This is a genomic window from Mycobacterium sp. NGS66, from assembly GCF_059812225.1.
This window is the reverse complement of record NZ_JCALCG010000003.1, coordinates 379,663-392,707: the sequence shown is the minus strand read 5'-3', so window position 1 is coordinate 392,707 and position 13,045 is coordinate 379,663. Positions and strand designations below refer to the sequence as shown.

Below are 13,045 nucleotides of genomic sequence, written 5' to 3'. Positions count from 1 at the left end.
ATACTCCACTTCCGTTGGCTGATCAGAAGTTACCCACGCGACCGGCAGTTCATGCCTGCGCGCCACATCCGGCGCGCAGACATGAACCCTGCCCCAATCAGCCGGCCATGAATTCGTGGTAGGCCGACTCCAGATTCGGTGACAGCGCCGTCACGTTGCACTGGCGCTCGGTCTCCCCGATCGGCGCCAGAATGCCGCGCAGGTCGTAGTACTCCTGCGGGTGCGCGGTGAAGTAGCTGCGCAAGTTCGCAGCCGCCTCCGAACGCGGCTGCCCGTAAGCGGCCATCACTACCTGGTTGGCTCCCGGGTGGCTGCCCAGGTACTGCTCCGCGGCGCCGGTGACCGACGACACGGTGGCGTTGACCCCCTCCGGGCTGCAGTCGGGCGCTGCGGCCGCCGAGGGGGCGCCGACGATGCCGACGGCAAATCCCCCGAGCAGACACCCAGCGCTGATGCCGGCCAGCCGCCGGCGTGCGGGCACACTGCTGAATTTCATGATTTGTTCCTTCAGATGATGCGACTTGATCGTTGAGGTTCCCGATGTCCCGAAATTCAAAGTAGCCGAAGCGAAACCGCGTCGATCGGGCATTGATACCCGACGAACGGCGCCGCACCGGGGCGAGCGCGCAACTGGGTGGCCTCGACCACAAAAACGACGCGAATTCACTAAGCGGGCAACCAGACTGAGCGTCCAAAGTTGAGAACTCTCAGAGTTGTGGCCTCATTCTTAGGGAATCGTGACTTCTTATCGTGATCAAACCGTTATTCGCCAGGCCTTTAGGGAGGTCGACGTGGACCCGGTGAGCCACGCCACATGTTTCAGATTGCGGCCATCCGGAAACACTGCGCCAAGCGGGAAATCCTGGACACCACGACGCGGTTGGTCAGCGTCCTGGCCAGGCCCGCCGGATGCGCAAAGTCGAAACCGGGCAGCGCGCAGCCACCGAACGAAGCGATGACAGGGAGGAATGCATGGGCGAGAAGAGTGGCCCCCAGGAAGCTGTCGAGGGTGTCGTCGAAGGCGTCAAGGGCAAGGCGAAGGAAGTCATCGGTGCCGTGACGGGCCGCGATGACGTCAAGCGCGAGGGCCAGGCTCAGCAGGACAAGGCCGACGCCCAGCGCAACGCGGCCAAGAAAGAGGCCGAGGCGGAAGCTGCCCGCGGTGCGGCCAGCGCGGCCGAAGAGCGTGAGCGGGCCAACCAGTAGCTCATAGCGAGAATGGCCCCAGCCCGATCCCGGGCTGGGGCCATTTGCTTTGCACCGCAGACGAACTGCTCGTCAGGTGCGGAACAAGCTGACCATGACGGCGACGTCGGCGAGCAGCAGAGCCAGCCCGCACAGCGGAACGATGACGCCCCAACGACGTGTCGCGGTCACAAAGGAGATTGCGATGGTCAATGCGGCCACGGCGGGAGCCCCGTACAGCAATATGCCGTAGAGCAGGCCGCTGGGCCCGAGCTTTGGGCATTGGCCGCTACTGCAGGCAGCCACGCTCATCGCTGCACCGATGCCGAAGATCATCACCAGCGCCGCCGAAGGCACCGTCAGCAACGCCAGCACCCAGTTGACCCAGCCACGCCGCCGACGGCTGCGATCGTCACCTTCGGGCGGGTGGGCATGCTCGTCGGTCACCAGCTGCCCGGTCTGGTTGTCCTGCAGGCTCATGAGTTTCCCTCTCGATACAGACTTGCCATCCAGGACGGCTACCCGCACCGGGTCGGGGAAAACCTCAGCCAGAGCTTGTCAACCTTCGGTTGACTGCTGGGCCATCGCATAGCCGAGCTGCAGGAAGTCCGCCCCGGCCAAGGCGGTGAAGGTGCCGGCGACCAGGCGCGTGAGCCTTGGCGCGAAAATCAGGCCGATGGCGAATCCGGTGGCAACCCACATATCGAGACAGAAGGGGCAGGTCAACAGCTCACCCAAGCTGTGCCGCAGTTGACCTGATTCCCTGGCCTCTTCGTTCACCTCGGCCGGGCCGCCGGTACCGGCATATTGGGTGAACGCGGCTCGCAGCGGACTCGTCACGGCGTCCTTGGTCAACGTTCGGGAAAGCTTGTGGGTGCCCAGCGTGACGGTGACCAGGTCTTGGATGGTCCAGCGATCCGGCAGCCTACGGCCGGTGAGCGCCGCGATCACCGTCGTTGCGGTTACCAAGAGCCCATAGACAGCCAACACCACCAGATAGCCGACCAGCGGACGCGGATTGTCGCCGCGATACACCTGTGCTTCCTGCCGTGCGCCGTCGACCATTTGAGTGCCGGTGTCTGTGACTTCTCCCATCACAACTCCTTCGTGGGATGAAATAGCTTGGTGCGCAATGGCTTACGCGCCATACGGAGGATATTGTCGTTGCCGCAGAAGCCGCGCCAAGTGCGCCGCGTTGCGCGCCGCAGTCGCGGTGGTGGACGCAATCTGCTCCGGCACTTCGTCCAGATCGGGGTGCTGATCAGCAGGATGTCGGCGCTCAGCACCTTCTCCCGGATCTGCGGCCAGGCATCCCCTTGACCCATGTCGTTTTCCACACCCGGGGCAATGGCATGGTCGACGCAACGAATCAGCTCGCATTCGACGTCGTTGCTTTTCAGCTCGCTTGCCACCTGCTCGGCCATCAGGACGCTGCTGGACGGCGCCGAACTGGGTTTCAGGCTGCACACCAGTCCGACCGCATGCAGGGACTGCTTTGTCTCATCGGCCATTTCGGATTCATACCCGCCGGTCGGGCAACGAAAACCACAGCTCAGCGATGGCCTGGGAGCCGTTGGGGCCCAAGGCGATTCGAGCGAGCGCGCCGCCTAGCGGTTGCGGCGAGCCTTATTTGGCCGACTCGAATTCGGGGCAGTGGAAAGGATGCGCCGCACGGCGCTGTCCAGCTGATCGGCGACCTCGCGATAGGACATCGTCCCACTGGCAGCGCGGACCATCACGCCGATGTAGATCAGCTCGAGCAGCACCACGGCTTCTGGATCCCCGTCGTCGCCGACGGCCGAGATGAGTAGGTCGTGGACGAAGCGGCCCATCTGCAGGCGAAGCAGTTCCACGTCCGGATCACCACTGTTCATGGTGACCGCGACGGCGTGGGCCAACGCCGGCTCGTCACCGACGATGAACGCCAGTTCGCGCAGCACGCCCGCCACCCGCTCCACCACGTCGGCTTCGTCCCCGGCCGGCTCGATGCTCGACATCCGCCGCCAGAAGACCTCGGCGATCAGGTGCTCTTTGGAGGAGAAATACGTGTAGGCGGTCGCGCGCGCCAGTCCGGCCTGAGCCGCCACCGCCTGCAGGGTGAGCTCCTGGTAGCCGACGTCGCGCAGTACCTCGAGGGTGGCCCGCCCGAGTTTCAAGACGGTGTCAGCGCGTTTACCGGTGAACCGGCGTCGCGCCGACTCGACCGACATACCGTTGGACATGTGTCTAGACGCTACTACATCGGCGTCGTACCGGCGTCAGCCCAGTATCGGGAATCGGCGGGCGGCGGCGAGCTCGTCGAGTCCGGCCTGCATGACCTCACGCACGTGGGCGTCGACGTCAGCGACGTCGGGGTTTTTGCCGAATTTCTTGCGGATGTTGATCGGTTCGAGCACGCGGGTGACGATTTTGGCGGGCAGCGGGAGGTTCGGCGGAAATACGAAAAGGCTGACGCCGAACGGGAAGCCCACCGTGATTGGCGCGATCTTGGCGCGCGCCCACCGCGCGAGCGGGCCCAAGCGCTGAGCCAACGAGGTGCCGCGGGTGAGGAAGAACTGGGTCTCCTGTCCGCCGATAGAAACCATCGGGACGATGGGTACCCCGGCCTCGATCGCGGCCCGAACGTATCCGGTGCGGCCGTCGAAGTCGATGACGTTCTGGGCGGTCGTCGGCCGGTAGGCGTCGTAGTCGCCACCCGGGAAGACCACGACGATGCCGTCGCTGCGGAGCGCGCGGGCGGCGTTGTCGTGATTGGCCCGGATGAACCCGATCTTTTGCAGGAAGTTTCCCACCGGCCCGACCATGATCATGTCATGGCTGAGCGTGTAGATCGGGCGGTCGTAGCCGTGCTCGGTATACCAGTCGATCGCGAAGATCGGCACGTCGAACGCCAGCTGGCCGCCGGAGTGGTTGGACACCACCAGCGCTCCGCCGGCGGGGATGTTGTCGAGTCCGTACACCTCGGATCGGAAGTAGCGCTTGAGAATTGGCCGGATGGCGCCGATGACGCGCGCGGTGAGAAGCGGGTCCCATTTCGCGATCTCGGGTTCGGCGATATCGGTGGTAGTCACGGTGTCCTTTCGGTTGTTCAGGCCACGACGGCCTGGTACTCGTGCTGGCCGGCTTCGGTGTAACAGCCTGCGGCAGAGGCGATCTGGGTGAATTCGCGAATCATCGCGTCGGTGACCTCGTGTGCGTCGTCGAGCGTCGCGGCGTCGGCCAGAACCGAGATGTTGAGCTGATTCGCATAGCTCCACACGGTGATGTTCAGACCGCTTCCTGCCACAAGCGGTCCTACCGAATAGAACTCGGCGACCGTCGCGCCGGCGACCGTGACGAGTTCGCGCGGACCGGGCACATTGGAAACCACGAGATTCTGCATGGCGTTGTGGGCATCCCTGCGTGCCATCCAGCCGCTGAGCATCCGCGCCAACCCGGGCGGCATGTAGTCGAACCACCGCGTCCAAAGCTCCGGCCCTTGTAGAACATGCCGCTGCTTGGCGGCAATGGCCGCATCGTGGCTGTGTTTGATCCGATGCAGCGGGTCGGCAACGTGCGCCGGTAGTGCGACCGCGATCTGGGTGAAGTTGTTGCCGGCCACTCTCCCCGGCGACGAGTCGAGGCATACCGGCACCATGGCTACCAGCGGGGTGTCCGAGCGGCCGTCGTAACGCAGCCGCAGCTCCCGGGCCGCGCCCGCGCTCATGGCGAGGATCAGATCGTTTATCGTGCAATCCAATTGACGGGTCACTCGCTTGGCATCGGCGAACGGCACACTAGCCGTGGCGAACTGGCGTCGGGTGCCGAGCCGGTGATTCAGGAAGCACTTCGGGGCTTTGAGGCGTTCTTCGCGTTTGCTGCGCCGGACTCGACGGGCGCCGGCCGCGGTGTAGCGCAAAAGGCTTGGCAATTGGGCGATTTGCCGCACATGGTCGCGGGTGGCATCCCATAGCAACCGGGTCCTGCTCGGAACCAGGTCGAGCTCAGCGGAGTCGACGGCTTCCGGTCGGTCTAGCGCACCGGCAAGGAGATTGGCCGATGCGACACCATCGGCAAGCGCGTGATGAATCTTGGTGACGACGGCGACCCGTCCGTCGGCCAGGCCGTCGACGACGTAAATCTCCCACAGCGGCCGGGTGCGGTCCAACGGCTCCTCGATCAATCGGGCAATGGCCGCATCGAGTTCCCGCCGTCCACCGGGGGCCGGTAGCCGCAGTGGCCGAACGTGATATGCGAGGTCGACCGGACAATGCTCCCGCCACACCGGGCGGTGAAACGCATAGGGCGTCTCGACGAGGATGCGCCGCATGGGTTCGAATCGGTGTAGTCGCCGTTGCAGAACTTTGCGGACGGTGTCCACCGAAAAGCTGCCGGTGTTGGGCGCATCGACGATCGCGACCTTGACCGTGTGCATCGGCACGTTGGGCGCTTCGCTGTAGAGCATCATCGCGTCCGCACCGCTAAGTCGTTTCACTGCTTGCCCTTCGTACCAAGGATTTTCGATTTCGCCACCGCTGCCGCGCTTCGTCGATGCCGACGCTTACGTCTTGTCACCGCGTGCACAGCGGAATATCCGGCAGGGTGAAGGGAACGTTACCGGGGAAAATGGACTGCTGTCTAGACGTGGCAGCAGACAGAGGTGTGGAATATGTCACAGCCCGGCGGGCCGGCCGAGAGGGAGTGCTGCGTTGTCAACTTGCCGAATTATTAAGCCCGACAACCAAATTGATCGTTACCGCGAGGATGACCGCCCCGAAGAGGTAAGACAGCAGCGCCTGGCACAGTACGAGCGCACGGAACTGTCCGGTCTCCAGACTGGTATCGGAGACCTGGTACGTCATGCCGACGGTGAACGCGAGGTAGAAGAAATCCACGAATCGTGGCTTCTCTTTGCCGTTGAAATTGATGCCGGTGCCCTCGCTCGAGTAGTAGACGTCGGCATAGCGGACGCTGAAGACGGTGTGGACCACGCACCACGCCGCGATGATGCTGACCACTCCGACCGCCGCGGCGACCTGTCGCTCGACTCCCGACTTCGACCCGGCGGTGAGCAGATGCGCCACACCCGCCAGGCTGGCCACGCTCGCCGCGAGAATGATGCCGTCGGTGATCCAGCCCCTTGGCGGATCCTCAGGACGAACATGTGCGCGCGTCTGTTCGGCGTCCATCGGCAAGACGACGATCCAGGTCCAGGCAAGGTAGACACCTGCCGCGGCGATCCACCCGACGGCGGGTGCGTACCGCCATGCCGTCGTGAAGCCGAGCGCCAGCGCAACGACCAGGCCGACCAATAGGGCCACGATCAGGCGGATCACCACGCGCTTTTGCCAGTGCGACCGAGCTTGGTATTCCATAACGCAAGCTAAACACCGAAATCTTCGTCCTGTGCGGCACAATGCGGCGAGTCGCCGGGTGACTGCGTACGGAACGGCGCAGCAAAATCGTCGGTGAACCCGACGTGATCGCAACCCCGGTTACAGCGAGCCCTTGGCGGCCACCCACTCTGTGGCCTGGCCGGTCACGGCGGCGATGCGGTCGTAATCGGCGTCGTAATGTAGGACGGTCGCTCCGTTGAGTTCGGCTGTGGCAGCGATGATCAAGTCGGGTAGACGGAAGTGTCGGTGCTGGCTGGTCTTGGCGAGTTCTCGGTGCACGGCCAGTGCTCGGTTCATGGCCTCCGAGGTCACGTCCATCCAGCGGTGTCCATGCAAGGCGCCCCAGACAATCTCGTAGCCTTTCGGATCCGGGGCACCGTTGAGGTACTCCAGAGCCGACATCTGGCATCCTGCGAGTCGCCCCTCTGCCAAGAGCGTTTCGAATCGGCGGCGCACGACGTCGTGGCGACCCTGTAAGACGTAGACGGTTGTGTCTGCCAAGTACACGATGCTGGCCATTAAGGGGCTTTGGGCTCTCGCGCCTCTTGTTCGAGTCGAGTGAGGTCGCGGCCAGCACCGTAGCGCCACGAGGCATCGGAATCGGTGAAATCCATCGGGACACTGCCCAGCGCGGCGACGATCTTGCCGGCTTGTGTGCGCAGCGCGAAAGACCGCAACGCTGCGTTGATGGTCGCGACCTTGGTGTCGGTTCCAAGGGCCTCTTTGGCGGCGTCAAGCCATTCGTCATTCACGTCGACCGTGATGCGTGTCATGGGCGCAAATATACACCAAACCAGGCGGTTTATATGCACCAAAAATCTAGCAGAGTCATACACCATTCTGATTCTGAAGTCAGCATATCGACGACAGGCTCTAACGCTGTGCAGGCTCTAACGCTGTACGTAAGGTGCTGCAGGGGCTGATGCGTCGTGCCTTGAAGCAGTAATTAATTCGCGGTACTGCGCGTCGGAACGATCTAGGTGTCGAGCGTTTGGCTTGGCCCGGTTGGCCGGCTCCCCTCACGCCGAGCAGTTCCTGCAACGGCGCGGGATCCTCTTGCTGGTCGATCGGCATTCCCAGCGCAGTGCAGCAAGCGAGGCAGACTGTGGTTGTGGAGGAGCGTTTTCCGGGTGAGCTCGAGACGTTGCGCGCTGACAATCTCCGCCTGCGTCGCCTACTGAAATTGAGTGAAGAGCAGGCCCGAGCGGCGGATCCGGATCAAGCTACTCTCTCCGGTGCACCGGAATTGCCAATCAGCATGAGATCGGCGCCCGAAGACAAGGTCCGTTTCTTCCTCGATCTGTTTCGTTGTCGCTCAGATGTTTACGCGGTGCGTTGGGAGAACCGGCGCGACGGGCGATCCGGTTGGATGCCGGCCATTCGCGGCTACTGGCGCAAGGGCATGAACCGTGCCGAGATCCCCTATCTTGCTTTGACTCCCGACATCATCGGACAACACCTACGCGGCGAGGTTCATATCGGCCTCTATCCGCTTGGCGACGATGACACATGTTGGTGGGTCGCGGCCGACTTCGACAAAGAGGCCGCGATGCTTGACGCACTGGCCTATTTGAAAGCAGCCCGGGCCCATAAGGTTCCGGCTGCTTTGGAAGTATCGCAGTCGGGGCGAGGTGCGCACGTTTGGATCTTCTTCGCACAGGCGATGTTGGCCGCAACAGCCCGCAGTATCGCGACCAGCCTACTCGGCGAGGCCTTCCAACTCCGCGGCAGCATGCACCTCAGTAGCTACGACAGACTATTTCCGTCCCAGGACATCCACACCGGCCGCGGCATGGGCAACCTCATCGCCGCACCCCTCAACGGCAAGCGCCGCCAGCACGGCACAACCCTGTTCCTCGACCCCGCCACGCTGGAACCCTTCGACGACCAATGGGCGTACCTGTCCAGCATCGCACGCCTCTCGCATAAGGACGTGGCCGCGCTCGCTCGCACGCTGCCCGATCCGCAATTCGGTCATCGCGTGCGCCGGCTGCAATTACCACCTCATCGAAAATCGTGCCGAGGCCAGCAGCGATCATCCGGGCAACCTTTACTGCTCGAATCACGCTGACCGCCAACGATCTTGGTCCAGCCATGATCGCGGCCGTGAAACACGCAGCCTCTATCCGAAATCCGGAATTCGATGCCCGCCAACGTGCTCGACGCAGCACCTGGAACATACCGCGCTTCCTATACAGCTACGACGAGACAGTCGAAGGCGATCTCGTGCTGCCCCGCGGACTTTACGAGCTCCTAACAGATTTGGCCGACTCAGCGGGGAGTACTTTAGGCATCGACGACAAACGCTCGGCCGGTGACCGTCACGAATTCAGTTGCTCAACCACACTTCGGCCCGAACAAGCCGAGGCCGCCCGACAACTCGTTGAGGAAGACACCAGTGTCCTGATCGCGCCTCCTGGCTTGGGCAAAACCGTGATTGCCTGCGCCTCCATCGCCTCTCGCGCCACCTCGACCCTGATACTGGTCGACCGCAAAGCGCTGGCGGACCAGTGGCGTGACCGGTTGCAGAAACACCTCGGATTCAAGTGCGGACAGATCGGCGGCGGGCGATCCAAGACCACCGGCATCGTCGACATTGCGCTGCTACCCACACTCACCCGCCGCGGCAACATCGAAGATCTCACGGCCAGTTACGGTTTCGTCATAGTCGACGAATGCCATCACATCGCGGCCAGCGCGTTCTTTCACGTCCTAAATCGGATCGCCGCCAAATACTGGCTCGGGCTCACCGCCACACCCGAACGCCGCGACGGGCTCGAAGACCTCATCTACCACCAACTCGGATCACATCACGTCCTCCTCGAAGCCCCTACCGCGGGCCAACTCCCTTCGGCGAGCACCGACCTGCTCGCACCGCACCCAGTCCTACACGTCCATCCCACCCAGTTCCGCTATACCGGACAAGCCGATCCCAGTGCGCCAGGCGGAATGGCCGAGATCTACCGAGCCCTCATCGCCGACGAAGCACGCCTCGAGCAGATCATCGCTGACGTCCTCTCGGCTCACGCCGACGGCGCCAACATCCTCGTCCTCACCACATGGATTGATCACCTCAATGCCATCGCCGAAAGACTCCGGAATGACGAGAAGGATGTCGTCGTGCTGAGCGGCCGGATGAAGGCGCGCCAACGCCGCGAGATCTCTCAACAACTCGCCAACCACACCGCCGACGACGGACCGTTGCTGATCGTCGGCACCAGCTCATTCATCGGCGAGGGATTCGACTGCCCCGCCCTGGACACCCTGTTCCTCGCCGCCCCGATCACCTTCAAGAACCGGCTCGTCCAATACGTCGGGCGCATCACCCGACCCCACGCCACCAAGACCACCGCGACGGTGCACGACTACCACGACGAACTCACCCCTGTAATCGCCTCTTCACTACGGAAACGCGCGCCCGGCTACACCAAACTGGGCTTCCCCGATCCCCGAAAACTGGTCCGTTGAGCGCTCGGTGTCCATAACGACATTGCCGGCTCACCCCCGGTCGGCCGGGCCCACCGCGCCAGGGCAGCGAGGACTCCTTCAGCTCGCTTGAATCCACCGCATGCATGAAAACGGCCCCCGGAGTCTCCTTCCGAGGGCCATTTCCGCTGGTAGCGGGGACAGGATTCGAACCTGCGACCTCTGGGTTATGAGCCCAGCGAGCTACCGAGCTGCTCCACCCCGCGTCGGTAAACGCAAGGTTACCCAACGCTTGGCGGGGCTACCAAATCGCGCACGCCGCGCTCCCAGCTCTCCGCCCGCTTCAGTGCGACGGCGGGTTGAGCCGATAGCGGCGGACAATGTCGCCCATCCATTCCGGGTCGCCGTAGGTCAGCCCGTACTTGTCGGCAAGTTCGCCGAACTCGGGCAGCTCATGCAGTGGCGTGCCGACCGGGCTGTTGATGTGGTCACCGAGCAATTCGCTGAGTTCCCGGAAGTAGTTCTCGAATCCTCCCGGGGTGATGATCTCGACGATGCGACCGGGTTCGTTGCCCGCGTTCCACATTGCGTGCATTTGCCCGCGGGGCTTGGTGATGTAGCCGCCCGGGCCGAGGACCACTTCGCTGTCGTCGGAGCGAAACCCGATCTCACCGGCCAGCACGAAGGAATGTTCGTCTTCGCGGGTATGCCGATGCGCCGCGGTGATGAAGCCCACTTCGAATGGGTGCTCGACGATGGACACCTCGCCCCCGTTGGTCTTACTGGACAACTTGAAGAATGCGCCGAAGCCGGGAAGGGCGGCATAGTCGCCCTCGCCGGGCGGAACGACGGTGACTCCGATGCCTGTCGGATCTGCCATGTCACATACCTCCTGTACCGGTTACCTGCGACAGATCAACCCGCCGCGGGCAGGCCAATGGTCATGTTGTCGTGAGGCGGCCACAGCGGTTCCGATACCTCGACCCCGAATGGCGAGTCCCAGTGGTTTCGGGATGAAACCTCATGCACTGGGCGGCGATTGGCGGCGACACCCCACTTCCCCCGCGGGTAGCCGAGCGTCAGCATGGCCGACATCCGCCAGCCTTCCTCGACCGGCACACCCAGCAACTCGTTCACCCGGTCCCGGAAATTATTGAGCACCAGCGTCATGACGCCGCCGACGCCCTCGGCACGGGCGGCCAACAACGCGCTCCAGATCGCCGGGTAGATGTTGGCGCCGCCGAGATCGTCGATGGCGAAGACGAAGAGCAGCAGGGGAACTTCTTCGAAATGCTCGGCCAGGTAGTCCCCCGACCCTTTGATCCGGCGCATGGTCTCGGCGTGAGCGGCCGGGTCCGCACCGGGCGCGGGCGCCACCATGGGCCCCTGACCGGTGCTGAATTTCTCGTATTCGAGGGCGCGTGCCCGCCGGAACAGCTGAGCGAACTCACGTATGAGTTCTGGATCGTCAACGGCCACAAAGTGCCAGCGTTGGGTGTTGCCCCCGTTGGGCGCGCGAACGGCCGCGTCGAGGATGCGCGCCTGCACGTCCAGCGGAACCGGATCCGGCCGCAACCGCCGCATCATCCTGGTGGTGTAGAGCGCCTCATGGATGTCCATTTTCTGCTCCTCTTCGCTACTCGGGCCAATTGCTGCTGAGAATGGCGTCGACCATGTCGCCCTTCTGAAATGTGGGGTCGAAGTGCGCCAGCACATCGGCGTTCATGGTGCCGTAGGTGGTCCACGGACGGTGCTTCATACCGTCGTTGAAGGCCGCCAGGATGCGGTTCTTGAAATCGGGACGCGGATGCGCTGACGTCACCGCGCCGATGGCTTCCGGGTTGAGATCCTCCCGGCCCAACCCGACCACGTCCGTCTTGACTCCCGCTGCGAGCAAAGCGATTTCGGGGTCAAGGCGACCGGGGACCTCGGGTGTCGTGTGCAACGCGATGCCCAGCCATACCTTGTCGGCGTCGGATCGGTCGACGCCGTGCTCGAGCAGGAAGTCGCGCGCCGCGTCGGCACCATCGGTCTCGAAACGCTGCGTCGACGCGCCGTAACGGGCGGTGAGTCCGAGATCGTGAAACATGGCTGCCACATAGAGCAGGTCCAGATCCGCCTGAAGGCCGAGGCGGCGGCCATGCAACGCGCCGAAGAAGAATACCCGTCGGGAATGATGAAAGAGCACATCGTCTTCGGCGTCCCGGATGAACTCGGTTGCCTCGCGGATCAGCGCGGTGTCCGGTACGACGATACCGGCCACGGTTTCCATTGATTGAGTGGGCATTACCGCTTCTCCTGCAATAGCTTTCACTTACCTTGCGACGGTGCCTATTCAGGCCAGGTGTTGGTCAGGATGATGTCGACGAAGTCGTCGCGGCGGAAATCGGGGTCGAAGTACGCCAGCACATCGGCATTGACCGTGCCGAAGGTGCTGTGCGGGCGGTGCTTCATGCCGTCGTTGAACGCATCCAGGATGCGCCGCTTGAAATCCGGTCGTGGATGGGCGGCGGTGACCGCGGCGAGTGCCTCCGGTGAAAGGTCGTCTCGGCCGATACCGAGCACATCGGTCTCGACACCCGCTGTGACCAAAGCGATTTCGGGTCCGCAGTACTCGGGTATACCAGGCGTGGTGTGCATCGCGATGCTCAGCCATACTTTGTCGGCGTCGGCTTTGTCCACGCCACGCTGCAACAGGAAGTCGCGTGCGGCATTCGCGCCGTCCACCTCGAAGCGTAGGGCGGAGGTGCGATACCGCTGGGTGAGGCCGAGGTCGTGGAACATCGCCCCGGTGTAGAGCAGCTCCAGGTCCGGTTGCAGGCCCCGCCGACGGCCCTGCAGCACCCCGAACAGAAAGACCCGCCGGGAATGGTCGAAGAGCAAGTCGTCTTCGGCGTCGCGGATGAACTCGGTGACCTCGCGCACCAGCGGGGTGTCCGGTATCGCGATGTCAGCGATGGTTTCGATCGGCGCAGCGACCATGATTCCTCTCCTGGCTCGGGCTAACACAAATCAGTGTGCGAGCACCGAAGTCCGTCCACCCACGACGATTGAGCCGT

General features: G+C 63.4%; 17 protein-coding genes and 1 tRNA gene. 3 read left to right on the top strand and 15 right to left on the bottom strand.

Annotated elements, in window-relative coordinates:
- Positions 1–97: 97 nt before the first annotated feature.
- Positions 98–496, bottom strand: a complete 399-nt coding sequence (locus AC5Y2L_RS09715) for a heme-binding protein (protein WP_499933300.1) — start codon at positions 494–496, stop codon at positions 98–100.
- Positions 497–972: 476 nt separating this feature from the next.
- On the opposite strand from AC5Y2L_RS09715, the gene mbp1 reads away from it, so the two are divergent.
- The gene (gene mbp1, locus AC5Y2L_RS09710; RefSeq protein ID WP_067233708.1) at positions 973–1,206 is read left to right on the top strand and encodes a microaggregate-binding protein 1; all 234 of its coding nucleotides are present in this window, start codon (positions 973–975) and stop codon (positions 1,204–1,206) included.
- A 72-nt stretch (positions 1,207–1,278) separates the two neighbouring features.
- On the opposite strand, the gene AC5Y2L_RS09705 is transcribed toward mbp1, so the two are convergent.
- The 9 genes from AC5Y2L_RS09705 to AC5Y2L_RS09665 all read right to left on the bottom strand — a co-directional run bounded on the left by AC5Y2L_RS09705 (position 1,279) and on the right by AC5Y2L_RS09665 (position 7,333).
- Positions 1,279–1,665, bottom strand: coding sequence for a hypothetical protein (locus AC5Y2L_RS09705; protein ID WP_499933302.1), 387 nt, complete (start codon positions 1,663–1,665; stop codon positions 1,279–1,281).
- Between the two features lie 78 nt (positions 1,666–1,743).
- Complete coding sequence (locus tag AC5Y2L_RS09700) at positions 1,744–2,280, bottom strand: DUF1360 domain-containing protein (RefSeq protein WP_499933304.1); 537 nt, start codon at positions 2,278–2,280, stop codon at positions 1,744–1,746.
- A complete protein-coding gene (locus tag AC5Y2L_RS09695; protein WP_499933305.1) occupies positions 2,280–2,696 on the bottom strand; it encodes a flavodoxin family protein in 417 nt (138 codons plus the stop codon). Before AC5Y2L_RS09695 ends, AC5Y2L_RS09700 begins: the two co-directional genes overlap by 1 nt.
- Positions 2,697–2,792: 96 nt before the next feature.
- A complete protein-coding gene (locus tag AC5Y2L_RS09690; RefSeq protein WP_499933306.1) occupies positions 2,793–3,407 on the bottom strand; it encodes a TetR/AcrR family transcriptional regulator in 615 nt (204 codons plus the stop codon).
- Positions 3,408–3,443: 36 nt separating this feature from the next.
- Positions 3,444–4,256, bottom strand: a complete 813-nt coding sequence (locus AC5Y2L_RS09685; RefSeq protein WP_499933308.1) for a lysophospholipid acyltransferase family protein — start codon at positions 4,254–4,256, stop codon at positions 3,444–3,446.
- 17 nt (positions 4,257–4,273) lie between these two features.
- Positions 4,274–5,659, bottom strand: a complete 1,386-nt coding sequence (locus AC5Y2L_RS09680) for a WS/DGAT/MGAT family O-acyltransferase (protein ID WP_499933309.1) — start codon at positions 5,657–5,659, stop codon at positions 4,274–4,276.
- Positions 5,660–5,876: 217 nt separating this feature from the next.
- Positions 5,877–6,539, bottom strand: coding sequence for a DUF1345 domain-containing protein (locus tag AC5Y2L_RS09675; RefSeq protein ID WP_499933311.1), 663 nt, complete (start codon positions 6,537–6,539; stop codon positions 5,877–5,879).
- A 120-nt stretch (positions 6,540–6,659) separates the two neighbouring features.
- Positions 6,660–7,079, bottom strand: a complete 420-nt coding sequence (locus AC5Y2L_RS09670) for a PIN domain nuclease (protein ID WP_499933312.1) — start codon at positions 7,077–7,079, stop codon at positions 6,660–6,662.
- A complete protein-coding gene (locus tag AC5Y2L_RS09665; protein WP_499933314.1) occupies positions 7,079–7,333 on the bottom strand; it encodes a hypothetical protein in 255 nt (84 codons plus the stop codon). The genes AC5Y2L_RS09670 and AC5Y2L_RS09665 overlap by 1 nt, the downstream gene beginning before the upstream one ends.
- Positions 7,334–7,671: 338 nt before the next feature.
- Between AC5Y2L_RS09665 and AC5Y2L_RS09660 the strand changes: the two genes are divergently transcribed.
- Together AC5Y2L_RS09660 and AC5Y2L_RS09655 are read left to right on the top strand one after the other, a co-directional pair.
- Positions 7,672–8,631: a TOTE conflict system archaeo-eukaryotic primase domain-containing protein gene (locus AC5Y2L_RS09660; protein ID WP_499933315.1), complete on the top strand. Its 960-nt coding sequence runs from the start codon at positions 7,672–7,674 to the stop codon at positions 8,629–8,631.
- A 35-nt stretch (positions 8,632–8,666) separates the two neighbouring features.
- Positions 8,667–10,028, top strand: a complete 1,362-nt coding sequence (locus tag AC5Y2L_RS09655; RefSeq protein WP_499933317.1) for a DEAD/DEAH box helicase — start codon at positions 8,667–8,669, stop codon at positions 10,026–10,028.
- A 147-nt stretch (positions 10,029–10,175) separates the two neighbouring features.
- On the opposite strand, the gene AC5Y2L_RS09650 is transcribed toward AC5Y2L_RS09655, so the two are convergent.
- The 5 genes from AC5Y2L_RS09650 to AC5Y2L_RS09630 all read right to left on the bottom strand — a co-directional run bounded on the left by AC5Y2L_RS09650 (position 10,176) and on the right by AC5Y2L_RS09630 (position 12,968).
- Positions 10,176–10,252 (bottom strand) — tRNA-Met (locus AC5Y2L_RS09650).
- A 77-nt stretch (positions 10,253–10,329) separates the two neighbouring features.
- The gene (locus tag AC5Y2L_RS09645; protein WP_499933318.1) at positions 10,330–10,866 is read right to left on the bottom strand and encodes a cupin domain-containing protein; all 537 of its coding nucleotides are present in this window, start codon (positions 10,864–10,866) and stop codon (positions 10,330–10,332) included.
- Between the two features lie 35 nt (positions 10,867–10,901).
- Positions 10,902–11,606, bottom strand: coding sequence for a nitroreductase family protein (locus tag AC5Y2L_RS09640; protein WP_499933320.1), 705 nt, complete (start codon positions 11,604–11,606; stop codon positions 10,902–10,904).
- 16 nt (positions 11,607–11,622) lie between these two features.
- Entirely contained in the window at positions 11,623–12,273 is a 651-nt protein-coding gene (locus AC5Y2L_RS09635; RefSeq protein WP_499933322.1) for an HD domain-containing protein, read from the bottom strand.
- A 44-nt stretch (positions 12,274–12,317) separates the two neighbouring features.
- Positions 12,318–12,968, bottom strand: a complete 651-nt coding sequence (locus AC5Y2L_RS09630; protein ID WP_499933323.1) for an HD domain-containing protein — start codon at positions 12,966–12,968, stop codon at positions 12,318–12,320.
- Positions 12,969–13,045 lie beyond the last annotated feature (77 nt).